General features: G+C 58.7%; 25 protein-coding genes. 15 read left to right on the top strand and 10 right to left on the bottom strand.

The window, feature by feature from the left end:
- Window positions 1–4: 4 nt before the first annotated feature.
- The 3 genes from J0X15_RS13405 to J0X15_RS13395 all read left to right on the top strand — a co-directional run bounded on the left by J0X15_RS13405 (window position 5) and on the right by J0X15_RS13395 (window position 3271).
- Window positions 5–1303, top strand: a complete 1299-nt coding sequence (locus J0X15_RS13405; RefSeq protein ID WP_206941619.1) for an NAD(P)/FAD-dependent oxidoreductase — start codon at window positions 5–7, stop codon at window positions 1301–1303.
- 208 nt (window positions 1304–1511) lie between these two features.
- The gene (denD, locus tag J0X15_RS13400) at window positions 1512–2498 is read left to right on the top strand and encodes a D-erythronate dehydrogenase (protein ID WP_206941616.1); all 987 of its coding nucleotides are present in this window, start codon (window positions 1512–1514) and stop codon (window positions 2496–2498) included.
- Window positions 2495–3271: an SDR family oxidoreductase gene (locus tag J0X15_RS13395; protein ID WP_206941614.1), complete on the top strand. Its 777-nt coding sequence runs from the start codon at window positions 2495–2497 to the stop codon at window positions 3269–3271. The genes denD and J0X15_RS13395 overlap by 4 nt, the downstream gene beginning before the upstream one ends.
- Window positions 3272–3293: 22 nt before the next feature.
- Here J0X15_RS13395 and J0X15_RS13390 read toward each other — a convergent pair whose 3' ends face one another.
- Complete coding sequence (locus J0X15_RS13390) at window positions 3294–4289, bottom strand: class 1 fructose-bisphosphatase (protein WP_206941612.1); 996 nt, start codon at window positions 4287–4289, stop codon at window positions 3294–3296.
- A 571-nt stretch (window positions 4290–4860) separates the two neighbouring features.
- On the opposite strand from J0X15_RS13390, the gene J0X15_RS13385 reads away from it, so the two are divergent.
- The gene (locus tag J0X15_RS13385; protein WP_206941610.1) at window positions 4861–5286 is read left to right on the top strand and encodes a septal ring lytic transglycosylase RlpA family protein; all 426 of its coding nucleotides are present in this window, start codon (window positions 4861–4863) and stop codon (window positions 5284–5286) included.
- A gap of 26 nt (window positions 5287–5312) precedes the next feature.
- Here J0X15_RS13385 and J0X15_RS13380 read toward each other — a convergent pair whose 3' ends face one another.
- Genes J0X15_RS13380 through J0X15_RS13370 form a run of 3 tightly spaced genes read right to left on the bottom strand, consistent with a single transcriptional unit; the run spans window position 5313 to window position 6494 of the window.
- A complete protein-coding gene (locus J0X15_RS13380) occupies window positions 5313–5735 on the bottom strand; it encodes a DUF6691 family protein (protein ID WP_206941608.1) in 423 nt (140 codons plus the stop codon).
- A 2-nt stretch (window positions 5736–5737) separates the two neighbouring features.
- A complete protein-coding gene (locus J0X15_RS13375; RefSeq protein WP_206941607.1) occupies window positions 5738–6169 on the bottom strand; it encodes a YeeE/YedE family protein in 432 nt (143 codons plus the stop codon).
- A gap of 1 nt (window position 6170) precedes the next feature.
- The gene (locus tag J0X15_RS13370; protein ID WP_231710408.1) at window positions 6171–6494 is read right to left on the bottom strand and encodes an ArsR/SmtB family transcription factor; all 324 of its coding nucleotides are present in this window, start codon (window positions 6492–6494) and stop codon (window positions 6171–6173) included.
- 428 nt (window positions 6495–6922) lie between these two features.
- On the opposite strand from J0X15_RS13370, the gene J0X15_RS13365 reads away from it, so the two are divergent.
- The 7 genes from J0X15_RS13365 (at window position 6923) to J0X15_RS13340 (ending at window position 12194) form a co-directional block, all read left to right on the top strand.
- Window positions 6923–8215, top strand: coding sequence for an MFS transporter (locus J0X15_RS13365; protein ID WP_206941606.1), 1293 nt, complete (start codon window positions 6923–6925; stop codon window positions 8213–8215).
- Window positions 8216–8367: 152 nt separating this feature from the next.
- Entirely contained in the window at window positions 8368–9201 is an 834-nt protein-coding gene (locus J0X15_RS13360; RefSeq protein ID WP_209015327.1) for a BKACE family enzyme, read from the top strand.
- A 163-nt stretch (window positions 9202–9364) separates the two neighbouring features.
- Window positions 9365–9628: a ribbon-helix-helix domain-containing protein gene (locus J0X15_RS13355; protein WP_209015326.1), complete on the top strand. Its 264-nt coding sequence runs from the start codon at window positions 9365–9367 to the stop codon at window positions 9626–9628.
- Between the two features lie 3 nt (window positions 9629–9631).
- Window positions 9632–9919, top strand: coding sequence for a type II toxin-antitoxin system RelE/ParE family toxin (locus J0X15_RS13350; protein WP_209015325.1), 288 nt, complete (start codon window positions 9632–9634; stop codon window positions 9917–9919).
- A 2-nt stretch (window positions 9920–9921) separates the two neighbouring features.
- A complete protein-coding gene (locus J0X15_RS20205) occupies window positions 9922–10044 on the top strand; it encodes a 3-keto-5-aminohexanoate cleavage protein (RefSeq protein ID WP_231710407.1) in 123 nt (40 codons plus the stop codon).
- A gap of 277 nt (window positions 10045–10321) precedes the next feature.
- Window positions 10322–10882, top strand: a complete 561-nt coding sequence (locus J0X15_RS13345) for a hypothetical protein (RefSeq protein ID WP_206941604.1) — start codon at window positions 10322–10324, stop codon at window positions 10880–10882.
- 358 nt (window positions 10883–11240) lie between these two features.
- Window positions 11241–12194: an AEC family transporter gene (locus tag J0X15_RS13340; protein ID WP_206941603.1), complete on the top strand. Its 954-nt coding sequence runs from the start codon at window positions 11241–11243 to the stop codon at window positions 12192–12194.
- Window positions 12195–12215: 21 nt separating this feature from the next.
- On the opposite strand, the gene J0X15_RS13335 is transcribed toward J0X15_RS13340, so the two are convergent.
- Window positions 12216–12533 (bottom strand): antibiotic biosynthesis monooxygenase family protein, encoded by a 318-nt coding sequence (locus J0X15_RS13335; protein ID WP_206941602.1) that lies wholly within the window; start codon window positions 12531–12533, stop codon window positions 12216–12218.
- A gap of 220 nt (window positions 12534–12753) precedes the next feature.
- Between J0X15_RS13335 and J0X15_RS13330 the strand changes: the two genes are divergently transcribed.
- Window positions 12754–13572, top strand: a complete 819-nt coding sequence (locus J0X15_RS13330; RefSeq protein WP_206941600.1) for a bifunctional allantoicase/(S)-ureidoglycine aminohydrolase — start codon at window positions 12754–12756, stop codon at window positions 13570–13572.
- Between the two features lie 5 nt (window positions 13573–13577).
- Window positions 13578–14072: an ureidoglycolate lyase gene (locus J0X15_RS13325; protein WP_206941599.1), complete on the top strand. Its 495-nt coding sequence runs from the start codon at window positions 13578–13580 to the stop codon at window positions 14070–14072.
- Between the two features lie 51 nt (window positions 14073–14123).
- On the opposite strand, the gene J0X15_RS13320 is transcribed toward J0X15_RS13325, so the two are convergent.
- The 5 genes from J0X15_RS13320 to J0X15_RS13300 all read right to left on the bottom strand — a co-directional run bounded on the left by J0X15_RS13320 (window position 14124) and on the right by J0X15_RS13300 (window position 21480).
- Window positions 14124–14543, bottom strand: a complete 420-nt coding sequence (locus tag J0X15_RS13320; RefSeq protein WP_206941598.1) for a DUF7282 domain-containing protein — start codon at window positions 14541–14543, stop codon at window positions 14124–14126.
- 187 nt (window positions 14544–14730) lie between these two features.
- Window positions 14731–17814: an efflux RND transporter permease subunit gene (locus tag J0X15_RS13315; RefSeq protein WP_206941597.1), complete on the bottom strand. Its 3084-nt coding sequence runs from the start codon at window positions 17812–17814 to the stop codon at window positions 14731–14733.
- A gap of 29 nt (window positions 17815–17843) precedes the next feature.
- Window positions 17844–18947: an efflux RND transporter periplasmic adaptor subunit gene (locus J0X15_RS13310; protein WP_209015324.1), complete on the bottom strand. Its 1104-nt coding sequence runs from the start codon at window positions 18945–18947 to the stop codon at window positions 17844–17846.
- 4 nt (window positions 18948–18951) lie between these two features.
- Window positions 18952–19644 carry a TetR/AcrR family transcriptional regulator gene (locus tag J0X15_RS13305; protein WP_206941595.1) on the bottom strand — a complete coding sequence of 231 codons (693 nt, stop codon included), beginning with the start codon at window positions 19642–19644 and terminating at the stop codon, window positions 18952–18954.
- Between the two features lie 207 nt (window positions 19645–19851).
- Window positions 19852–21480, bottom strand: a complete 1629-nt coding sequence (locus J0X15_RS13300) for an EAL domain-containing protein (RefSeq protein ID WP_206941593.1) — start codon at window positions 21478–21480, stop codon at window positions 19852–19854.
- A 362-nt stretch (window positions 21481–21842) separates the two neighbouring features.
- On the opposite strand from J0X15_RS13300, the gene J0X15_RS13295 reads away from it, so the two are divergent.
- Window positions 21843–23048, top strand: a complete 1206-nt coding sequence (locus J0X15_RS13295) for a hypothetical protein (RefSeq protein WP_206941591.1) — start codon at window positions 21843–21845, stop codon at window positions 23046–23048.
- A gap of 102 nt (window positions 23049–23150) precedes the next feature.
- A complete protein-coding gene (locus J0X15_RS13290) occupies window positions 23151–25160 on the top strand; it encodes a hypothetical protein (RefSeq protein ID WP_206941588.1) in 2010 nt (669 codons plus the stop codon).
- Window positions 25161–25191: the final 31 nt, after the last annotated feature.

Raw genomic sequence — 25191 nt, 5'->3', positions numbered from 1 at the left:
GGTGATGACTGCCGATCTGTTCACACAGGACTTCAAGCCGGAGCCGTACTGGTGGCATGCCGCACCGCGCGGTGAAACTCCGGAGATCGGTCTGCCGAGTGAGGCCGACGTCGTCATCGTCGGCAGCGGATATACGGGCCTCAATGCCGCTTTGCAGACTGCCCGTGAAGGTCTGTCAACGCTGGTGATCGATGCGGAAGCCGCCGGCTGGGGCTGTAGCACTCGCAACGGAGGCCAGGTTTCCACCAGCTTGAAGCCGGGGTTCAGCGCCTTGTCGCGACGGCATGGCAAGGCGCTCGCGACCGAAATCCTGCGCGAGGGGCAAGCGTCGCTCGACTATATGCACCAGCTGGTGCGTGACGAGGAGCTGGACTGCGACTTCCGCCAAGTCGGTCGGTTCCATGGGGCCCACAAAGCGCATCTCTACGACACGCTGGCCAGAGACTGCGCCGACGGTCACCCGGTCTGGAAAACCGATGCCTTCATGGTGCCCAAATCTGAAATGAGCAGCGAACTCAACACCGACGCCTATCACGGCGGCATGGTGTTTCCGCGCCACTGCAGCATTGATGTGAGCAAGTACCACCCCGCCTTGCTGCAACGGGTATTGAATTCCGGAGCGCTGGTCAAAGCGCATTGCAAGGTAACTGCTCTGGAACGCTCCCCCGCTGGTTTCACCGTAAAGACTGAGAGCGGCCCCGTGCGTGCGGGCAAGGTCATTCTGGCGACCAACGGATACAGCGGGCCGCTCAGCCGACATCACCAACGCCGTATCATTCCCATCGGTTCTTATGTGATCGCCACGGAAGAGCTGCCGAGCGAGCTGGTCGACCGTCTGTTTCCGACCGACCGGGTGCTCTCCGACACGCGAAAGCTGGTCTATTACTACCGCCTGTCCCCCGACCGGAAACGAGTGCTTTTCGGCGGTCGCGTTTCGCTGAATGAAACCGATCCGAAGAAGAGCGCCGTCCGGCTGCATCAGGACATGGTGGCGCTGTTCCCTGAGTTGGCCACCTCCCGCGTCAGCTACTCGTGGATGGGGTATGTGGGCTATACGTTCGACACGCTAATGCACTGTGGTGAGGACAACGGCCTGTTCCACTCCATGGGCTATTGCGGCAGCGGCGTCGGTATGGCGAGCTATCTCGGCATGCGCATAGGACGCAAGGCAGCAGGACTGGAGAAGACGCCCTCGGCGATGGAACAGATCTCGTTTCCCACGCGCCCGCTTTACACCGGAAATCCATGGTTCCTGGCCCCCTCTGTTCTGGCCTATCGCCTGCGCGACAAGCTGGGCGTCTGAGCCGAGATTTCACCGTGAGTGGCGCGGTGTGTCTCATTGGCAAAATCATCAAGACAGACTGCATTGTGCCTGCACGTTTAATCTGTTGAACTCGTTCCCAGACAAAAAGGAACTTGTCGGCAATGGGTTGGAGGCCCGCCGGTCAAGACCTCAAAACAAGATGCCCGGCCAGGCCGGCGCGTAAATATCCCGGGAGGATAACCGCAATATGCATGTACTCGTGATTGGTGCTGCCGGAATGGTCGGCCGCAAGCTGGTTGAAAGGCTGGCGGCGGAGCCGACTGCTCTCGGCTTCGAGATCAGCAAACTGACACTCACCGATGCGCTGGAACCGCCTGTTCCGCCGTCGCTTGCCAGCATCTCCTCGGCGCTGACGGCAGATCTTGCTCAGCCTGGAGAACCGGAAAAGCTAATTACCGGACGCCCTGATGTGATCTTTCATCTTGCGGCCATTGTTTCAGGCGAAGCGGAAACGGATTTTGACAAGGGCTATGCAGTCAATCTGGATGGCAGTCGCCATCTGTTCGACGCCATCTACCGCGAAGGACGGCGCGAGGCTTACTTTCCCAAGGTCATCTTCGCCTCGTCGATCGCCGTCTTCGGTCAGCCGTTCCCGGACAAGATCGGCGATGATTTCTTCCTGACGCCGCTGACAAGCTACGGCACACAGAAGGCCATCACCGAGCTGCTTCTGGCGGACTACACCCGCAAAGGCATTTTCGACGGCGTCGGCATTCGCCTGCCGACCGTCTGTGTGCGTCCGGGCAAGCCGAACAAGGCCGCTTCCGGCTTTTTCTCCAACATCCTGCGCGAGCCGATGGCAGGTCAGGAAGCTGTCCTGCCAGTGGATGAAAACGTTCGGCACTGGTTTGCCAGCCCGCGCGCTGCGGTCGGCTTTTTCATCCATACCGCCGGAATGGACACATCAACCATCGGGCCACGCCGCAACCTCACCATGCCGGGACTCTCCGCTACTGTCGGCGAGGAAATCGAAGCCTTGCGACGTGTCGCCGGAGACAAAGCCGTGAAGCTCATTCGCAAGGTACCTGATCCGGCCATTCAGAAGATCGTCGCCGGATGGGCGCCGGATTTTGATGCCCAACGCGCGGCTTCTCTGGGGTTTGTCGCAGAGACGAGTTTCGACGAAATCATCCGCATCCATCTGGAAGACGAACTGGAAGGCAAACTGCCATGAGTGATAAAACATTCGACGTAAACGGCAGAATTGCGCTGGTCACCGGTGGCGGCACCGGGGTTGGCAAGGCAGTTTCCAGAGATCTGAGTGCAGCCGGGTGGCGCGTCATCATCACCGGCCGTCGCGAAGCCGTTCTGGAAAAGACTGCGGCCGAGCTTTCGTCTGAGACCGGCAATGAGGTCAGCTGGATTGCGGCAGATGTCGGTGATCCGAAGTCCGTTGAGGCGCTATTCAATCAGCTTGAAGAACGGTTTTCACGGCTTGATCTTCTGGTGAATAACGCCGGCATTTCAAACTCACCGGTTCCACTGGAAGAGATCACCTACGCTGAGTGGAGCGCCGTTGTTGCCGCCAATTTGAGTGGCGTCTTCCTCTGCACCCAGGGCGCATTCCGCCTGATGAAGGCGCAGTCTCCGCAAGGTGGCCGGATCGTCAACAACGGCTCGATCTCGGCAACAACACCGCGCCCGTTCTCCGCGCCCTATACGGCAACCAAGCATGCGGTCGCCGGTCTGACAAAGTCTTCGGCCCTTGATGGACGCCCGTTCAACATTGCCTGCGGTCAGATCGACATCGGCAATGCTGCCAGCGAGATGACTGCGAAGATGAGCGGTGGTGTTCCTCAGGCCAACGGTGAGTTGATGAGCGAGCCGACCATCGACCCGGGTCACATTGCCCAGGCCGTCGTCTATATGGCCAGCCTGCCGCTGGACGCCAACGTGCTGACCATGACCGTCATGGCGACAGCCATGCCATTCGTCGGACGCGGCTAAGAAAACGAAACCTCGTTGAGGCTCAGGCGCGAAACGCCAAATACGCGCCCAGGGTCTCGACGAGTGAAGATGAGCCGAAAATCAGCGGAACATTCTGATGCAGGGAGGTCGGCGTCATGTCGAGGATTGGCACTCGTCCACTCGTCGCCTGACCGCCGGCCTGCTCCATCAGGAACGCCATCGGAATGGCCTCATAGATCAGCCGCAGCTTGCCGTCCTCATAGCCCGGACGGCTGTCGCCGGGATACAGAAACAACCCGCCCTGCAGCACGATCCGGTGCATGTCGCCAACGGCCGCCGCCAGCCAGCGCATGTTGTAATCTGCATTCAGCGGCCCGCGCTTTCCCTCCAGCGCATCCTCAACAAACTGCCGGATACCCGGCTCCCAATGGCGATGGTTCGATGCGTTGTAGGCAAGCACCCGCGAGGTGTTGGGAACCTCGTGGCCTTCCTTCCACATGCGGAACTCTTCGATGCGCCAGTCGAAGACAGCCAGATGCAAGCCGTTGCCCAGGCTGAAACCGAAATCTGCAGAATGGCCGAAAGACGCATACCCGGCGGCCGCAATCTTGCGCCCGGGCTGGTAGAAACCCTCGGGGCCGGTCGGCCCTGCCGGAATGACCGTAAACAACGTGCCCAGCGGAGCGCCGGTGCCAATGCTTCCCGATCCGTCGATGGGGTCGATCGCTACATCGAATGCACCATCGGAATTGAGGGCAATGACATTTTCGGCTTCCTCCGACAGCACCTGGCGCACGCCTGCCTTGCGCAGCACCTCGACCATATAGTCGTGAGTGGCGACATCGAGCGCCTTCTGCTTGTCGCCGCTTTCGTTGACGCCGACGATGGCCGCCGGATCTCCCGGCAAGCCGCCTGCGGCGAGACGTTCGGCAATTTCAGCACAGGCTTCGGAAATCGCCCTGACAACGGCAGCAGCCGGATAGCTCGTTTCCTCGCGCCGCAAATGGTCGCTCAGGGTTTCAGCTACGATCTCGGTGTCGTTCGGCAATTTCAACAAGGCATTACTCTCCCAGGCGCGGACCGGCCACGGGCTTCATCCGCTCTCACTTGACCCGGTCGCTTGGAAACCGGCGACCTTCGGGCGCGACTTTGCCAGTTTCCGATGCCCGAGACGAGCGCTCCAGGAGATTTTCAAAAAATTTCGGGAACAAAATTTAAGCAAACGACCAACCCGCTGCGGATCCTTGTTAGGCGCTCCTCTCCAGCCCGCATCTCCTGCCTAAGGTATTCGCAACACGATGCTTTCACTCAGAAACCGTTAACCTCTGTCGCCACGTGGGTTAACACTTGAGGCAAACGGTACAGCTCCATGAACGCCAGAAGCGAGCTTTGGTTCCGTGTCGCCGACTTTTTTTGACCCTATTTCGTCTTTAGGGCTCCCATCAACCCAGCGTCCTTCCGCCCCAAAGCGCTTGCTCAAGATGGCTCACATCGAGGCAGCGGACGTCTGGAACCGGTCTCGCCTCAGGATATTCAGGCGGGGGCCATCGAAACTCATTGAGAACTCCCACGTGAGGGTGTGTCCGGCAGAAGCCGATACGCCCGTCCGGCTCAGTCCAGGAAATCGAATGCGCCTCAATACTGTCAAATGTGCCGGACTGCTGGCCACTATCATCATCGCTCTGCCGCTTGCTGCCCAGGCCAGCGCCATTGGTGATTGCGGCAAGGCCTCCTGGTATGCGCTGACCTCACGCACCGCCTCTGGCGAGATGATGGATGCCTCGAAGCTGACGGCCGCTCACCCGAACCTGCCGTTCGGCACACGCGTTCAAGTCACCAACGTCACCAACGGCCGCTCTGTCGTGGTGCGGATCAATGATCGCGGGCCTTTCGTTGGCAACCGGGTGATCGACCTGTCGAAGGCTGCAGCCAAGCATCTGAGTTTCGTCTCCAAGGGCGTCACCAAGGTCTGCTTCTCGACAGCTCTGGCAGCTCCGGTTCCGGAGCCTCGCCCAGCCGCTGCTGCCTGGACCGCCCGCAATCAGCTATATTAAGGCCGGTCACGCCGTTCATGCGGGGTTCAGGACCTTGAAAGCCTGGTTTTGACGCTGCGAGCGACCAAAATTCCACCAATCATCGCCGTGACAAACAGCACCGCGTCTCCCTGCCCCAGCCCAAGTGCGGGAAGCGAGCCGCCCGGGCAGAAGCCGGCGATGCCCCAGCCGATGCCGAAGATGGCCGACCCCGCCAGCAGCTGGCAATCAATTGAATTTTCTGCCGGCAACTGAAAGCCATCTGCCAAGAACGGTGTCTTGCGACGCCATGCCAGCCTGTAACCAATGAAGGTGACGATCACTGCACCGCCCATGACGAAGGCGAGTGATGGATCCCAGCTACCGGCAACGTCGAAGAAGTTCAGGACCTTGGCCGGATTGATCATGCCAGACAGGGCAATGCCGCTGCCGAACAACAGCCCGGCGAGAAGTGCGAAGAACAAGCGCATGATCAAAACCCTCCGAAGATGTGACGGACGACAAACACGGTGATGGCCGTGGTCAGCATGAAGGTGCCGGTCGCCGCAAAGGAGCGCAGCGAAAGCCGCGACATGCCACACACGCCGTGGCCGGATGTGCAGCCTGAGCCGAGATAGACACCGACGCCAACCAGAAGACCGCCGATGACCAGCCATAGCGGCGGAACGGTGCTGTCAAAGCCAATCGCCTGCTCGCCCGATGTCGCGATGATCAGCGCGGGGGCAAGAATGGCCCCGACGAGAAACGCTGCGCGCCACGGCCAGTCGGCATTCACGGGCGGCAAAACGCCGGTCAGGATGCCAGTCATTCCGGCAATGCGACCGTGGACGGCCATCAGCAGCACAGCGGCAAGGCCGATCAAGGCGCCGCCAGCGAATGACCAGAGAGGCGTAAATTCCGTCATGTCAGGGTCTCTCTAAAGTGTTGAATGTTTCCGGGGCGCAAAAAAGCCCATGCAAGGTCAGGATGAAGGTTTCGACGCGGGCATCGGCCAGAGAATAGAACACCTGCTTGCCGTCCTTACGGCCCTTGACCAAACCGGCCTTGCGCAGCTCTGCAAGTTGTTGCGACAGACCCGGCTGGCGGATCTTCAACAGGTCTTCAAGTTCGCGCACGGAGCGTTCGCCCTCCACCAGGGCACAACAGACCAGCAGCCGGTCCGGGTTGGCCAGCTTCTTCAAGAAGGCACTGGCGTCGGCCACATTGGCCTGCATCTCAGCCGTTTCCATTGTTTTTCCGTTTTGTTCGGGCTCACAGCGCAGCTGTCGGGAGCGCGCTGGCTTATTCGTCCACTGACCACGTGTCTGCTTCTTCACATATTATAATTACAAAAAAACGCAATCAATAAAATGAAATCGCTTAGCCGCAAACCTCCGTTCAGATCGCCTTGACCTTGCCCAAGTCGCTGCCTAAAAAAGACCGCAGTCCCTGCCGGGGTAAAGGCCGAGGGTGGCTGAAGGCCTGCCTTCACTGCCTTGACGTCGATCAGCTTCACACCATTGTCTGAAACCGATCGCAGCCTCGCCCTGACGGCCTGCGTGCACTCCCGACGCCCGTCGGACCGCCCCGCGACCAACGATAAAAAAGACAGCAGCGGCGATGCCTTTGCTGCGTGAGTACTCGGCTGGAGGCCGCAAGCAGTTCGATGCCCCTGCGCATGTTCAAGTCTCTTTCCAATCCGAACTACCGCCTGTGGGCCATGGGCTCACTGGTGTCCAACGTCGGCACGTGGATGCAGCGCACGGCGCAGGACTGGCTGGTGCTGACACAGCTGACCGATCACAACGCGTCTGCCGTTGGCTTCGTCATGGCGCTGCAGTTCGGGCCACAGCTCTTGTGCCTGCCGTGGACGGGCGTCGTCGCTGATAGCGTCGACAAGCGCAAGCTGATGCTGTTCACCCAATCGTTCATGGGGCTGTTGGCGCTGATCCTCGCCGCCCTCACCCTGTCGGGAACAGTGGAACTCTGGCACGTCTATGTTCTGGCCTTTCTGCAAGGCTGCACGGCCTCTTTCGACATTCCAGCGCGCCAGACCTATGTCGCCGAGCTTGTCAGCAAGGAAGATCTGCCCAACGCCATTTCCCTGAATTCCGCCTCGTTCAATGGCGCGCGGATGATCGGCCCGGCGACCGCCGGCATCGTCATTGCGCTGGCCGGAACCGGCTGGGGCTTTCTGATCAATGCGCTTTCATTTGCCGCTGTTCTCGCCTCCCTGTTGCTTCTGAAGCCGCCGAAAGACGCCGCGCAGGCACCGGCCAAGCAAAAGATAAAAGGCAGCTTTACCAAGGGGCTGGCTTATGTGCGCACCCGCGACGACCTGAAGGCCTATCTGGTGATGCTGTTTTTCATCGGCACTTTCGGGCTGAATTTCCCGATTTTCATCGCCACGATGGCAACGCGTGAATTCAATCTCGGCGCCTCCGACTATGGCTTCCTGTCCTCCTGTCTGGCGGTTGGCACGGTGGCCGGTGCGCTGCTGGCGGCGAACCGGCGCGAGGCCCGTGCCGAGGTGCTGGTCGGCGGCTCCTTCGCCTTTGCCTTGGCCAGCCTGGCGGCGGCGGTGATGCCCTCGTCCTGGCTGTTCGGGCTGATGCTGGTGTTCATCGGCGTCGGCGCGATCACCATCATGACCACCTCCATGGCGTTGATGCAGATGGACACCGAACCTGCCATGCGCGGGCGGGTGATGGCGATCCGTATTGCCGTCACCATGGGCGGAACACCGCTGGGCGCGCCGATCGCCGGGTTCGTCGTCGATCACTTCGGCCCGCGCTGGAGCATGGGGCTGGCGGTTGGCGCAGGTCTCGCCGCCGGTGTTGTCGGTCTGCGGCATCTGATGCGCCGACGCAGCGCGGCAGTCGCTGCTCCTGCAAGTCCTTCTGCCAGCGCTTCTGGCGGAATAGTCGATCCGCATGGCCTGACCCAGGTTGATATGCCGGGACAAAAATAAGCATATCCGCCGCAAAGCGCCCTTGATCAAGGCAGCAGCCCCTGCCCATGATCCGACACAAAGACGACCCAGAGATTCTTCTTGCGCGCGGCCAGCCTTTGCCAAGAACAAATATGACGTGGCCACTGGCCAACACTTGAGGAGTTCCCGGTTTGACCACCCTGTCCGAAAAACCCTGCATCATCTGCGTGGCCATCACGGGAAGCCTGCCGACAAAGGCCAACAACCCGGCGGTGCCGATCACCGTTGCGGAACAGGTGGAAAGCACTCAGGAAGCGTTTGAGGCAGGCGCCTCCATCGTCCATGCCCATGTGCGTAATGACGATCAAACCCCAAGCTCGGACCCGGAAAAATTCGGTCGTCTGCTGGAAGGCCTGCGCAAGCACTGCCCCGGCATGATCATCCAGTTTTCAACCGGTGGACGCTCGGGCGCGGGCCAGACGCGGGGCGGCATGCTGTCGCTGCAGCCGGACATGGCGTCGCTGTCGGTGGGCTCCAACAACTTTCCGACGCGGGTCTATGAGAACCCGCCGGAACTTGTCGACTGGCTGGCGTCGGAAATGCGCACGTATCACGTCAAGCCGGAGATCGAGGCCTTCGACCTCAGCCACATTCATCAGGCAGCAAGCATGAACCGGGATGGCCGCATTCCGGGAAACCTCTACATCCAGTTCGTCATGGGCGTGAAAAACGCCATGCCCGCCGACCGGGACACCTTTGACTATTACATCCGCACGGTCGAGCGCCTGGCACCGGGGGCCGAATGGTGTGCCGCCGGCATTGGTGCGGCGCAGATCGTTCTGAACGAATGGAGCGTGTCCTCGGGCGGTCACGCCCGCACCGGGCTGGAAGACAACGTCCGCCTCGACCGCGACACCCTCGCCCCCTCCAACGCCTCCCTGGTCGAACGGGTGACGGATCTCTGTGAGCGGTACGAGCGCCCGGTCGCCACGTGGCAACAAGCGCGGGAAATGCTGGGGGTGTGAGTTTGAGGGGTGATTGAGCCCCGAATTTTCGCGAAAGCCGAAGCCAAGCCCCCCCCCGCTCCCCCTTGAGGGAGAAAAGGGTGCGGGGCAAACACACCGTTTTTCAAGGCACGACAGCCTCAGAAGCGTGATAGACTGGGTCTAAATGCCAAGAGGTCCTCTCATGTCTGCAGTTGAAAAGATAATCATCACCGTTCCGGCTGATCTGGCACAGCGCCTGCGCCAAAGCGTGGACGGCGGTGAATATGCCTCTGCCAATGAAGTCATCAGCGAGGCCCTGCAGGAGTGGGCCATGAAGCGGGGCGCCGGGATCGAAGACCTAGAAACCCTGAAACAGGAGATCAAGGCCGGATTGGAAAGCGGCGCGCCCTTGTCCGCCGATGACGTCTTCGCCGATCTGCGCGCGCGATACGCCAAGACAAGCTGACCGGTGCCGCGCCTCGTCATTCTGCCCGCAGCCCGAGACGACCTGCGAGAGATCGGCGACTATATCGCCCGAGACAATCCGGGCCGCGCCCTGTCATTTATCAATGAAATCGAAGCTCGGCTGAGACAGGTCGCAGACCGCCCACAAAGCTTCCCCTTACGCGAGGATATTCATGCGGGCCTGAGATCAGCTCGCCATGGCCGTTATCTGATCTTCTTTCGGGAATCCCTGGACACCGTTGAGATTGTCCGTGTTCTGCAGGGGCAACGAGATTTGACGCAACAGCTTTGAAAATGACGGGCGTGACAGAAGCCGTCTCCGATGCAGCTCAGACCAAGCGGGTGACGGATCTCTGCGAGCAGTACAAGCGCCCGGTCGCCACGTGGCAACAAGCGCGGGAGATGCTGGGGTTGTGAGGGCGTTGAGGATAGGAGGGGACTGGCGGGTTTCACACATGGCTAGGCAAAACTGACGGTCACCTTGCCAGGGCCATTGGTAAATTTCGGTCCAAAGCTGTCGTTTGCTCTCGGTGCCGCGAATGACCGCTTAAGTTTTTGTACAAGCGTGTTCAAAAATTCCTAGGCACACAGTAATTTGGTACGTTTTAGCGTTCACTTTGTAGGTTGAAGAATTTGCGTACATTTTCCAACCTAACACCTAATCGGAAAGTGCTTCGTATGCGGAGACAGTGAAATGGAGCTTTTGGAACTTCTAACGGAGATTATCGGCCATCTCGCATGGCCAGTCGCCGCGATCGTTGTCGCACTAAGTTTCAAATCAGAAATCTCGAAGTTTCTGCAACGTGTGACGAACGCAAAATACATGGGCGTAGAATTGGACCTCGAAAGGGAATTTTCTGAACTCAAGGCAGAAGCTACAGATGCCGGGGTCACGATTGTGTATCCTTCATCTAGCTTTGACAGAGCTACCATAGACGGTCTGGAAAACGCGCCCGAGCTTGCGTTCATTAGGTCTTGGCAAGAAATCGAAAACGTTATCGTCTCCCACTATGGATCAGTATCTGGCCTTAAAAAGAATGAAGGCCGCTTCATTTTTGGTAAAGCGGTCAAGTACCTTCGCGAGAATGGCACAATAAACGCTGAGCTAGAGATGCTCATCCAAAAACTACGTCAGATAAGAAACTTGGTTGTTCACGGTTCCGATGTATCCGTTTCTCGCGCTGAAGCATTCGAATGGCTTGGCATATCCAAAAGTGTATTGGATAGGCTCAAACAAAAAATCGGTACAGATTGAGCCGCTCCATATTGGAGACGGGCGCCATCCACTTTCCGTGATGAATTCAATCGTTTCTTGGCGCTCTACCGCAGGCAACCCAATAGCGGTCAATGGCGGAGCCGCAGCGAATGTCCGTTTCGTCCGCAGAGCTGCCGTTCATGCAAAGTGCAGCGAATTCGCACTTTCCGCCCAACCTGTCTCGTCACTGCTTCTGCGATGAATGACGGCTTTCAGTAGCTAGGCTAAAATAATCGAACGACTAGCCTGGCCCACAACCTCCCCTTCCCACACACAAAACCATAAGCCCCCCTTGCTTTTTCTCCGCCCAACCGTTCATAGCTAGGGTCCTTCCTTCACGCCCTTCGGTGTCCTTCCCGTGCTTGACGTTCTGTCCATCACCTCCGTCATCTTCCTGCTGATTGCGGTTGGGCGGTTTGTTGTCTGGCGGGGGATTTTTGATGCGTCGGGCATGCGGGTTCTGGGCGCTTATGTGGTCAACATTGCCCTGCCCTGTCTGATCTTCAACGCGCTGAACTCCAGCCCGATCGCCGAGATCTTTCAGCCCGGCTACCTGATCGCCTTTGCGGCTGGCTCGATGATCACGCTGTTCGGGGCGTATCTGATTTCGCGCAAGGTGCTTGGCATGACCGGGATGGAGAGCACGTTTCAGGGGCTTGGCATGTCCTGCGCCAACAGCGGCTTTGTCGGCTATCCCATCCTGCACATTGCCATGCCCGCCATCGCGCCGCTGGTGCTGGCCCACAACATGGTGGTGGAAACGCTGATGATGCTGCCGCTGGTGCTGATGCTGGCAGAGCGGGCCCAGAACGCCCATCTGACCGGTCGGCGGCTGGCGCTGCAGATCGGCAAGCGGCTGGCGGCCAACCCGATTATCTGGGCGATGGCAACGGGCATCCTGTTCTCGCTCAGCGGGCTGCATCTGCCGGGGCCGCTGGCGCAATCGGCCGACCTTCTGGCCAGCTCCAGTGCGGCGGTCTCGCTGATCGTCATCGGCGGTTCACTGGGCAACTTGTCGCTCAGATCGATCAACGTCAAGGTCATCACCATTGTCGCCGGCAAGCTGCTGATCATGCCGGTCATCATGGCAGTGGTGGCTTTCAGCCTCGTCAACAGCGGGCTGATAACGGTTGCCCCCGACATGCTGACGGCGTTGATCCTTTCAGCCGGCATGCCGACGATGTCGCTGATCCCGATCCTGGCGCTGATCTACAACGCCGGCGAAGAGCCAGGCGTCGCCCTGGCGCTCAGTACGGCCCTGTCGTTCATCACGATCAGCCTGCTGCTCTGGGGCCTTGGCGTCACGGGCTAGGCAAAACGAAAATTCTCTGCCTCAAAACACCTTGATGACGTCGTACATCACCGGCTCGAAATGCTTGCACAGGGCCGACAGGCGGCGGTTGCGTTCGCGCATCGGATCGGAGCGCAGCATGGCGAGAAAATCCTCCCGCCGCTGCCATTGCGAGTAATTGGCGATACGGGTCTGGGCGTCGTTCACATGCAGTCCGGCGCCGATGAACCCCGGCTGGCTGGAGATGAAGCTGGCGTAGGCGTCCTTCAGCTCTTCCAGCAGGTCGTAGCAGGTGCCCGGTGTCACCTCGAACGTCGTGACCACCGTCTGACAGGTGGCTTGATCGGAAATTTCAGGCATGGCTTCCTCCTCCAGATGGCTCTGCCGTCGAGCCTCCCAGAAGACCACATCAAGGCCGACGTGGCCAGTTGCCAGAAATACACCTGTGCCCCCTGACCCTTATGAATTCGCTTGAAGCCGCCCCCTGCTCCTCGCTACCTTAAGCGTCACACCATCCAATCGGGATCAGGCCACGCATGGCCCTCACCTCCCCCCTTCACGCGAATGACAAGGACACACAATGGCGGGCACATATTATGCGCCGAAAGGCGGCCTTCCGCCCCAGACACAGCTTCTGACCGACCGGGCCATGTTCACCGAGGCCTATGCGGTGATCCCGAAAGGCACATTGAGCGACATCACCACCAGCTTCCTGCCGTTCTGGAACGAGACCCGCCTCTGGGTCATTGCGCGTCCGCTCTCCGGCTTTGCAGAAACGTTTTCCCACTATGTGATGGATGTGGCACCCGGCGGCGGCAGCGACCAGCCCGAGGGCGACCCGAAGGCCCAGGGCGTACTGTTTGTCGTTGACGGCACAATGACTGTCACCGTCGAGGGTCAGGCGCATGAGATGGAGCCCGGTGGTTATGCCTATCTGCCCGCCGGCAGCCACTGGACCCTGAAGAACACCAGCGACGCACCGGTCAAGTTCCATTGGGTCCGCAAGGCCTATGACGCTGTCGAAGGGCTCGACGCACCGGAGCCGCTTTTCCTCAATGAAAATTCCATTGCCCCAACGGTGATGCCGGATACGGACGGCGTCTGGGCGACCACGCGCTTCGTTGACCCTGCCGACCTGCGCCACGACATGCATGTCACCATCGTCACGCTGAAGCCGGGCGGTGTCATTCCCTTCCCCGAAACCCACGTGATGGAGCACGGGCTGTATGTGCTGGAGGGCAAGGCGGTTTACCGGCTCAATCAGGACTGGGTGGAAGTGGAAGCCGGCGACTACATGTGGCTGCGCGCCTTCTGTCCGCAGGCCTGCTACGCTGGTGGTCCGGGCGACTTCCGCTACCTGCTTTACAAGGACGTCAACCGCCACATGAAGCTGGGCTGAAGATCATGAGCCAGAGCATCAAGACTGAGCCGCTGACCGCCGAGGCCTTTGCACCTTATGGCGAGGTTCTGCAGGTCGCAGGTGAACCGGACAAGCTGATCAACCAGGGTCTTTGCGGCCGCTATCACGATCTGGCCGGGCTGGATTTCATCGGCGACGGGGCGCGGGCCGGGATTTCAATCTTCCGGTCGCAAAAACGCCAGCTGCCTTACCGGCTGGAAATGCTGGAACGGCATCCCCTGGGATCTCAGGCGTTTCTACCGATGACCCATCAACCATTTCTGGTGATCGCAGCGCCGGACGATGGTGGCAAGCCGGGTCGCCCACGCGCATTCTTGACCGAGCTGGGCCAAGGCATCAACTTTGCCCGCAATGTCTGGCATGGGGTTCTGACGCCGCTCAGCGATCCGGGCCTGTTTGCCGTGGTCGACCGCATCGGCGACGGCGACAACCTGGAGGAACACTGGCTTGACATCCCCTACGACGTCATCAGCGGTTAAACCAAAAAAGGCGGCCCCATGGCCGCCTTTTTCGATGCAAATGCAAAGTGCTTATTCAGCAGTGATGACAGACATCACCAGCTTGCCGTCAACCTTGACCGGGCCGTCTTCCTTGGCGCCCAGCGTGTACTCAAAAGCGCCGGTTTTCATGCCGCCCTCTTCACCGTGCAGCATGAGCATCAGCATCTCGCCGGATTTGACCGGCTCGGTCAGAATGGCTGCCACATCTGTGTTCTCGCCCTTTTTCAGCGGCGCGTAACCGACAACCGGGCCAGGCTTCATGTCTGCGTCCGTGCGGTGAACGACCAGCCAGCCGTTGGCAGGTGCCATGATTTCTTCCGCGGTTACCGTGCCGCCGGACACGTCCTGGTCAGATCCCTTGACCCCGTGCATGCCATGGCTCTCGGCAAAGGCATTGCCGGCAAAGAGAACGGCGGTAGCGGTGAGACCTGCTTTAATCAAATTATTCATCTGTCACTCCTGCGAAGATCGCGGTGTTGTTGAACAGAAGAAGCTACGCAGGCGGGCGTCATTTAGTTTCAGCCGATACGCAGAAAAACGTAACTTGGCGCTAAAGCCGCATTTTAGCAGAAAGAAAACGTAAAAAAGAGGCGGAGAAAACTCCCCGCCCCTTTCGCACTTCAGTCGTTCAGTTGGCTCAGGCCTGCGCCGTCTCCGCTTTGACGTTGTCGCCCTTCCTGGGCGGACGAACGCGGTAGAACAAGGCATAGAGCACCGGCGTGGCGATTAGCGTCAGCACCGTTGCGAAGGCCAATCCCCCCATGATGGTCACCGCCATGCCCTGGAAGAAGGCATCGGAAAGCAATGGGAACATCCCAAGGATCGTCGTGATCGCCGCCAGCATCACCGGTCGCATACGCGACACCCCGGCCTGAACGATCGCCTCGTATTTCTCCATGCCCTCCTCGATCAGCAGATCGATCTCTTCCAGAAGAACGATGGCGTTCTTGATCAACATCCCCGTGAGAGCGAGGAAGCCGAGGAGCGACATGAAGCCGAAGGCCGTGTCGGTCCCCAGCAAAGCCAGCGCCACGCCGTTGACGGCCATCGGCACCATGATCCAGATGATCAGCGGTTCCCGAACCGAGCCGAAAAGCACGATCGAGATGATCAGCATCACCAGGAAGCCAAGCGGCAGCTGGGCCCCCAGAGAGGCCTGGGCGTCATTGGTGCTTTCAAACTCGCCACCCCACTCCAGATGATAACCATGTGGAAGCTTGATGGCCTCGACTTGAACGCGCACCCGCTTCAGCGCGGCGTCCGCCGTTTCGCCCCCGGTGACTTCTGCCGCCACGGTCAGGGTGCGCACCCGGTTGCGCCGATGGATCAGAGTATCCTGTGGCTCCATCGAGAAGTCGCGAACGACCTGCTCAACCGGGACATATCGGTTCTGCGAACTGGAATAGACGAGGTTGTCGAGAAGCGTCCTGGTCGCGTCCAGACCTTCCGCTCGCGCCTTACGGGCGATTATCGGAATATTCTCGTCCCCATCCCGGAAGGTCCCGACCTGAACGCCTGTCGTTGCAAACTTGAGCGACGACGACAGATCCTGACGGGTGATACCGGCAATCCGGGCGCGGTCTTCATCAAACAGCGGACGCAACACCAGCTCACGCTGACGCCAGTCGGTCCGGATGTCATTCAGACGATTTTCCGGATCCCGCAGCACCGCTTCGGCCTGAGACGCAAGCTGACGCAGGATATCGGCATCAGGACCGGAGAACCGTGCCTCGATCTTGGCACCCCCACCCGGACCGAAGACCAGACGCTTGGTGAACACCTGGACATCAGGATAGTCGACGCGGATCTTTTCACGAAGATCCAGAGCAAGCTGGTCGATCACCTCCAGAGATTTGGTGCGAATGATCAGATGACCATAGGCCTTGTTCGCGTCTTCAGGGCCATAAGTCAGCATGAAGCGGGTCGCACCGCTGCCTGCATAACTTGTCACGGAGGCAACCCGGTCGTCGGCAAGTACGATGTCGCCGATTTCCTTCATATCCCGCGCGGTTGAACGGATATCGGTTCCTTGAGGTGCCCAATAATGCACGTAGAACAGAGGTGTGTTGCTGTCGGGGAAGAACGCCTGTTTGACGCTGCCGAACGCCACGAAACACCCTGCCGTGACACCGATCAGCGCCAGAACGGTGAGCAGACGTGCATGAAGGGCTGCCACCAGGAACTTGCGGTAGAACGTATAGATGACGCCCTTGTAGGGGTCGTGATCGTCTCCACCGGCTCCACTGCGGAAGAAGTACTTGCCAAAGAGCGGCGTCACCGTGACGGCGAACACCCAGGACAGCAGCAGCGAAATACCGATCACCGCAAACAGCGAGAACAGGAATTCACCGGTCGCATCCGGCGACAAGCCGATGCCGGAAAATGCCATTATGCCGATGATCGTCGCGCCAAGCAGCGGCCACATGGTCTGCCCGACCACCTTGCTCGCCGCAGGAATGGCTTTGTCGCCACGCTGCATGTTGATCATCATGCCTTCGGCGACCACGATGGCGTTATCCACCAGCATGCCCATGGCGATGATCAGCGCGCCGAGCGAAATACGCTCCATCTCGAGGCCGAAAATCCGCATGAACAGCACGGTCGCCATCACGGTCAGCAGCAGAACCCCGCCAACCACCAGACTGGCTCGCCAGCCCATGAACAGGCACAAGACTCCGATGACAATGGCAACGGATGCGGCCAGATTGACGATGAAGCCATTCACCGCCTCATCCACCACGACGTTCTGTTCATAGATCGGCTGCATCACCATGCCGATGGGCAGCTGGGTCTGAATGTCATCAATCTTGGCTTGAACCGCAGTCCCCACATCAACGATGTTGGCGCCATCAAGCTGCGACACGCCGACGGTTGCGGCGCGCACGCCGTTGTGGCGGATCACCACGTCCGGCACATCCGGCGGCAGAACCTCCAGCGTCGCGATATCCGACAAGTGGATCATCGCCGTAGACCCCGGCCGCCCGACTACCAGATCGTTGATCTTGTCGTAGGCGTCAAAGGCCGATGCAGTCATCAACTGAATACGCTTGTCGCCTGACAGCGCGGATCCGTTGGTCTGAATGGCGTTTTCGGCTTCCAGAACACTGGTAATGTCTGACATGGAAATGCCGAGATTGGCCATTTTTTCCTGAGAGACATTCAGGAAAATACGGTCCTCAGGCGCACCGGCCACCTCGACCTTCGCAACCCCATCAACTGTCAGAAGCTCGCGACGGACCTGCTTCAGTGTTTCTCGGATTTCACGTCGAGTATAGCCCTCCGCCGTGAATGCGTAATACAGGCCGAAGACGTCGCCGAAGCTGTCATAGACCGCCGGTGACTGTGCGCCGCTCGGCAAGTTTCCAACTTCGTCGTTGACCTTGCGACGCAGTTCATCCCACACCTGAGGCAATTCGCTGCCGTCATAGGTGTCCTTGATCTCCACCTCGATGCGGGACAGCCCGGGCTGGGAGACGGATTTCAATTTGTCGAGCTGGGGCATCTGCTGAATGGCAGCTTCCAGCTTTTCAGTCACCTCAAGTTCCACTTCCTCGGCGGTTGCGCCGGGATAAGCGGTGACGACCTGAGCGGTCTTGATGGTAAAGGCAGGGTCTTCCAGACGGCCAACCGTCATCAACCCCCAAAGGCCGCCGAGCAAGGCGATCAACACAATCATCCAGGTGTTGACCGGCTTCTCGATCGAATAACGGGCGATATCCACGGGTCTAGTATCCGTTTCCGTTTAGAGGGTTAGCGCAGCGGGCGGACGGTCTGGCCGTCGGTCAGATAGGAGACGCCGGCGGAGATGATCTCGTCACCGAGCTCCAGTCCCTTGGTCACCGGCAGATAATCGCCAGAGACCACGCCAACCTCGATCGGCTTTTTGGAAACCGTGTCGTTTTCAGAATCGAGCAACCAGACAAAAGTCTTCTTGGCACCGTCCACGGCCACGGCTCCGGTCGGAATCAGAAAGTCCGCATCGCCATCGGCATGGCGGTCAATATTGACCACGACCGTAGCCGACATGCCCGGCATGATCCGGTAACCGGGCTGTTGCGGCATTGCCAGGGTGAACTGATAGGTCTGGGTCACATCATCGACTTCCGTGGAATGCTCGCGGTAGACCAACGGGAATTCCTTGCCTGGAAACGCCTGAAACTCTGCGTGGATTCCCTGCACCTGGCTTTCTGTCACCTGGGCGAACAGTGCTTCTGGCACGTTGATGTCCACCTGTACTTCGGAAACATCCTGCATTCGGACAACCGCCGTACCAGGACTTACGAAGGTGTAGTTGTCGATGAGACGGCGGGTGATCACCCCCTCAAACGGCGCTTCGAGCCTTGTGTAGGCCAGGTTCTGTTCTGCGGTTTTCAGAGCTTCCACAGCCAGATCGTACTGGTTCTTCTGATCGTCGTAGGTGCTTTGGGACACAACAGAGCGTTCCCGTAATTTCTTTTGACGATCTAGCTCACGCTTGGACTGGTCAACCCGAAGCTGCGCCTCGCGTACCGCGCGTTCATAATCGGACGGATCAAGAGCAGCAATCAGACTGCCCTCTTCCACACGGCCGCTTTCCATCACTGGAAGCTGCTTCAGCTTGCCGCCGACCTGAAACGCCAGATCGACGGTCTTGACCGGTTGAACGCGACCAGTGAACCGACGTGAGCTGACGCCCGTCTGGTCGGAAACGGTGAACACCTTCGCCGGGCGCGGCTGCGCGATCAGCTTGGCCTCAGCCTGGGCGATCGGGTCTGGCCCCTCCTCCTGACAGGCGACGAGGCCACCCGCCAGGGCAGCCAGAACGCCGGCTCGCATCAATGGGCGCAAAACGGCGGAATAGGAGAAACATTGCATAGGATTAGTTTTCCTCAGTCAGAAAGGGGCTGCGGACCAGCTCACGCAGCTCCTTGAAATAGATTGTCAGTTCGGAGGTGTTGAAACGCATGACGCCATGGGCGTAACTCATCAAGAGCCCCTCCAGGGAGGTCCAGATCAGCATCGCCCGTGCAAGGTGACCGGTTTCCCGGATCATTTCTTCCCGCAACCGTTCCTTGTGCGCCAAAAAGGGCTCACATAGATCCGGAGCGCTCACGTGGGTTAAAAGTATGCCTCTCGGGCCGGTTTCGTTGCTTTTGATCCAGGTCTCGGCAACTTCAACCAGCGCTGCAAGCGTTGGACTGGGGCAATCGCCCTGTTTCAGACGCTCGGTTTCCAACATGCAGGAAAAGCGAGCGACTTCTCGTTCGACCATGCCCTGGGTGAGTTTTTCCTTGGTCGGGAAATTGTAGAGAACACCCCCCTTGGAAAAACCGGCCCGCTCGGCAACGGCTTCAATGGTCAAAGCACCAGCGCCTTTTTCGCAAACAATTTGAAGTGCGGCTTCAAGAATGGCATCGCGCGACTTGCCACTGGTGTCTGCCCTGCGGCCACGCTTCTTTGGCGCGACAGTCAGAATGCAGCGATCGTTCAAAGGCACCTCCGTAGACGCCAGCTCGGCGCGAGAAGGCGACCGGCTCACCGGGCTTTCATCTGTCTCGCGTTCCAAAGGCATCGAACGTCTCCTGAAGCGCCATCCTCAAGACGCACTTCCTCCGCACCGGGAATGTAAACTTCCACGTTTACATGGCGTATATACCGTCCAGCCGGTACAGACAATAGTGAAATCATCAACCCAGCTCTGCGTTTTCCGGGATGGCGAGATTGGGGAAATGCTTAATGAAACGCAGGTCAAGCGCACTTAATCGAACATAAGTCGAGCTTAGGCTGCCGCTTCGGCGGCTTCTGCAGCACGAGCCGCTTCATCGGCAGCCTTGCGCTCTGCCGCCAAGAGATCCTCTTCGACCTTATGGGCAAAAGCGATGTACTCGGATGCCGGCATCGGCTTGGCGAAGTAATACCCCTGAGCGGCCGTCACACCAAGTTCGCGCAGCCGATCGATCTGGTCCGGGTTCTCGACGCCTTCTGCGATGATGCCCATACCCAGATTATCTGCCAGCTCGACCATGGAATCGACAATGGTGGTCGAGCTGTCGTCATCGCCGATGTTGTCGATGAACATCTTGTCGATCTTGATGATGTCGATGCCGAGCTTCTGCAGATAGGCCATGCCGCCGTGACCCGTGCCGACATCGTCCAGCGCCACACGCAGTCCCATCGCCTGCATTTCAGCGATCATCTTGCGCGCCAGATCCATGTCTTCAAGCGGATAGCGCTCAGTCACTTCCACGACAATCTGCTGGAAGGAGATCTTGGAATTCTCATAGGTGCGCTTGAGATCACCGATGATCTCGCGGTTCTTGAAGTGTCCGGCGAACAGATTGACCGACAGCTTGAAGTCCGGGTTTTCTTCATACAGCTCACCGACCTCGTCCACCGTCTGCAGCATCATGGAACGTGTCATGTCGAAGATGTGGCCGGTGCTTTCGGCATAAGCCATGAACTGCCCCGGTGACACCATGATGCCATTCGGGCGGCGCCAGCGCATCAACACTTCACACCCACGCATCTTGCCGGTCTCAATATCCATCACCGGCTGGTAGTAGGGAATGAATTCGCCATTGCGGATCGCCGCCGCGAAGTCGTCATGTGCTTCGTTCTCCGGCCGCCAAGAGTACCAGACACCAATGGCAACAAAGAGCAGAACCAGCGCACCACAGGCTGCCGCAGAAATGACTTTCAAATCCTGAATATTGGCAATCGCGGCGGACCTTGGCGCAACCACCATTGCCGATAGCGGATAACGCTCCGACTGGATGTTTGCGACCATTGTATTGCTGCTGTCATTCTCCTGGGAGGAATAGCCACCTGAGGAATACCACAGAAGGTCGGCACCCAGCCGCAGCTCCACCCGGCGATAGGACCGGATGAAATCGGGACCGGGATCGATGGCAATGACTGCCGGTGTGATCTCGGCGAACAGCCGGTAGCCGTTGCGCAGATCCCAGCTGACGACAGCCGCACGCGCGCCGAGGTATTCACGTTCCAGCATGCCGATACCGACCAGAGGTCCATCCTGTCGCAACATCGGCAGAATGGCTTGGCCCGTCAACTTCTGATCCGGCACGATGCACATGCGCTTGCCGGCGCTGTCGACAAGACCAATCGCTTCAATCGCTCCTTCGGAGGAGGCAAGTTCTTGAAAGAGAACGCGATCTTCCGCATCACAAGTCTGGACATTATCCCTGTCCAGTCGCTGCAGGGCAGAAACCGTTTCACTGATGGTGTCCTCGGCACGTTGCACATACCGCTCACCCATCCGCTCCATTTCGAAATAGGCGTGAGAGGCGGCATGGTTGTTCAGGATCCAATTGACCACGAACAGAGGCGCAGTCGCCAAAACGAGGGCGACGAGCACTGCCTTCACGAAGAAAAGATAGCGGCGGGACAAAATGCTAGCCTAAGAACAACAATCGTTGCTGAATTATGAAACAAAGGCGTAAACAACGCCTGAACGCCTGCGAATACTGCGGATCACATGCAGTAGAAATTTGCCTGATTATCCTTAGGCTTAATTACCGATTCTGTCGATACGAGCCGTCGATAACACGCAGCGTCGCAAGGCATCAGTTGATGATTGCCTTGGCTGGACAGCAGACCAGCCCTCCACCTTCCATTGACCTGCCACAAATGGGTCATACCTATCTGATGACAGCATTTGCGGATGGGGCCTCAGGGTGTGAACCATGGACCCTGTCCGGATATTTTTGGCCCGGGCCAACAGCCTGCGCATTCATTTTCTGGGAGTTTTCGATGGCTTTTCCTACCGTGCGTCGCCGCGCTGCCACCTTCATCGTCCCTGCGCTTCTGATCGGGGTCAGCACTCTACCTGCCGCCGCGTTTGAACCAACGGGCAACACGATTGCAGATGCCTATCTAGATGTCCTCGAAAGCGGCCGCGCGAAAGTCGTCAGTATCGGTTCGGTCGAGACCACCGCACAGGTCATTGCCCTGAAGAACATCGAGATGGAGACCACTGGTCTTAAGTCGGGCACAGTTGCCATCGCCATCACCGAGTTGGTGAACGGTAGCCTCAACAAGGATGGCCGGCTGAAGGTTGATCTGCTGACCGTAGAAGGCCTTGAAGCCACTTCGGGAAAGAATGGCACGGTGCATGTCAGCACGGCGGTGGCTGAAAACATAACCCTGCCCAGCCCGGCCCAGCTGAAAGGCCCGACCGGAGACGTCAAAGACGACTATTGGCAATTCCTCTTTGATCAACTCGACGTTCAGGGTATCCGCCTGAGCGGCAATGGTGCCAGTCCCATCGACGTTCAGCAGATCAGGCTCCGACAGTCGGATATCCAGAACGGCGTCTCACTCAAGTCGGAGGTTTCCGTGGCCGGGCTGAACATCCCGGCAGATAGCCTGGGCCCAAAAGGCAGCAAGCAACTCACAGACCTCGGTTACGACAGTCTTCAGGTGTCAGCGGAGGTCAATGGCGCCTGGGAACCACTGACTGGCAAGTTGAATATCGATAACAGCACAGTCATGTTCAAAGACATGGGCGACGTCAGTGTTTCGCTCACGCTTGGCGGCTTCACCAAGGAGATTATGGCCAAACTGCAAGCCGCCGACGACGCAACAGAGCCGGAAGAGGTTCTGGGGTTGCTGCAATCCTTGACGTTTGAAAAAGCCGAACTGCGGATCGACAACGAAGGACTGTATGCCCGCGCCCTCGAGACCCAGGGCGAAAAATACGGCATGGACAGCAAGACCATGGAGATGCAAATGAGCCTGGCGCTGCCGCTGCTTCTGGGGCAATTGCAGGATGAGGCCTTCCGCACGCAGGTGAATGATGCGCTTGCAGCCTTCATCGCAAACCCGCGCGCGCTGACACTTGCTGCCAATCCGACTACGATCCCCACCTTCGGGCTGCTGGCCGGAGCCGGCATTCTTGCTCCCCAAAGCCTGCCCGGCGTATTGGGTCTAACGGTTGATGCCAATCTGGCGAAATAACTGATGCTTGCGGTCCCGCCAAGACCGCAAGCCCTGCCTGCACCAACGTCGCCCCAATGTTTCCGCCTATCCCCATTTCCCCACGCGGTCTATAGTATTGAAATGAAAAGATTATTTCCCTGCATTCATCCAGCGTCATTTCTTGCAGTGCTGGGGCTGCTGTTCTGGTCGCAGACCGGCGCTTTGGCCCAACAGCCTGTTGCAAACGCCCCTGCGTCCGATGAGGCAATCGCTGCGGCAGGGGCGACTTCGTTTGAGGGTGTATTAAAGGCCGCCGTCGGACAGTGGCCCGGCGCTACCGTATCGTTGAAAAGCATCACGCCCGTCGGGCAGCGAGGCGATTTTATCCTCAAGGGATTGCGCCTGGCAGTACCACTTGAGCTCGGGGACGCTGCAGAGGTGCGCTTTGAACTGGTGGTTCAATGCGACGCCATGCAGCTGCAAGATGCCCGAGTCGACGGCAATGCCCTGCGGTTCAAGGAACTGACATTTCAATCTCCCCTGCGCATCCAGCTGTCGGATCGCAATGACCCGAGCGCCGACCTGCTTCAGAGCGTCTCCGTCTCGGACCTGACCATCAAAAGCATCTCGGTACCACTCGGATCGCCGACGAGCGACGCTATAAGAACGAGGCCATTTGAGGTCGACCAGCTGACAGCCTCTAGAATGACGGCTCAGACCGCTTCGAACCAGACTGCAGAGACCATACAAAGCTTTCAGCTGGACGATTTGTACGCCAGCGGATTGCGTGCCGCTCAGCTTGCTGGTCTGAAACTCAACGGGCTGTCTGCTGCCTTTCCAGACAGTCGAGGCACTGCGGCTATCCATATGAAGACCGGGAGCATTGCGCTTGAGGACATTGATCTCGGCCAGCTTGTGAGGTCTCTGCTTCGATCGGCAAAGGCAGAGGGTCAACAACAGCCCGCCCAGACAGCGCAAGACGTAAAAGCCGATCTGCCCCTTGTCCGCGTAGGCGAGCTGAAGGCTTTAAGTGTCGAAAGCTCAGGAACAGCCCCTGCGCCCGAGCCAGCAACACTGGCGCTGGAGCAACTCAGTTTCCATAGCCTTCGTTTTGGCTCCAGCCTGTCAGAGGTATCGCAGTTGCGGCTTGCAGGTTTCGATCTGAAACGCATGTCCTGGGCGACCGGCGGCTTCACAGCATCGCTTGAGAGCGCCCAACTATCCGATATAGGACCAGAGTTCGCCGGTTGGACGCAAGTCGAGGGCCTTGTCGTGAAAGACAATAAGGCAGGTTCTCTCAGTCTTGAACACGCATATGCGCAGAACCTGCAGGTTCCTGACATCTACACCAGCGTCCGTTCCAGCGAGACGACGCGCATTCCCGCGCCTTCCGTTGTCGACATTCTGAAATCTCTGGCCAAAACCCCTGCAGTCTCTGTTTCCGGACTAACGCTGGATTCGCGTCCCATGACGGAAGCTTCTGGAAATACACCGGCGCGCTTTACTCTGGAGCAAGGCACCTGGCATGCGACGACCGCTCAAAGCGACATTCCGATGTCTGCTGAATTGCGGCTGAACGGGATGACGTTGCCCATTGGCCATCTAATCCCGAAAGGACTGCGAGAAGCTCTGGCGCTTTCAGATACGGAAGATCTACGGCTTGACCACATCGTGCGTCTGGATTGGGATCAGCAGACGGAGAGTTATCAGCTTGCGCCGTTGCGCCTCAGTCTCGATGGACTGATCGACCTGGAACTCACGGCACGGCTGAGCAATGTCCCCGCTATGGCGTTTTCCAGCCCAGCTCTTGCGCCGATACTGATTGCCGGCGCCCCATTGGAAGGCCTGACACTTCGCCTGCGAGCTGGCGCAGCCCTGGGTAGATATCTTGAGAAAACGGCCAAACAGAGCGGTCTCTCGGTGGAAGACTTAGCCAACGCGTGGGTCGGAAACCGCTCAACCCCGCCAGAACTTCAGGACCGCCTGGCCGAGGCGCTGCGGGCAGAACGTCCAATCAAGCTTGAGCTTACGCCAACCGAGGGCATCAGCTTGTTTGAGATTGTCCGACAGACGCGGATCGGCGCCAGTACGCTTCTGGGCCAAATGGCAATCTCAATCTCACCGGAAGAGGCTTTCGACACGGCAAAGTGAACCACGACAGCTCAGATGCAAAAGGCTGCGG

Origin of the sequence: Roseibium limicola, assembly GCF_017313085.1 — a bacterium.
GTDB lineage: Bacteria > Pseudomonadota > Alphaproteobacteria > Rhizobiales > Stappiaceae > Roseibium > Roseibium limicola.
This window is presented reverse-complemented; position numbering and strand designations above follow the sequence as displayed.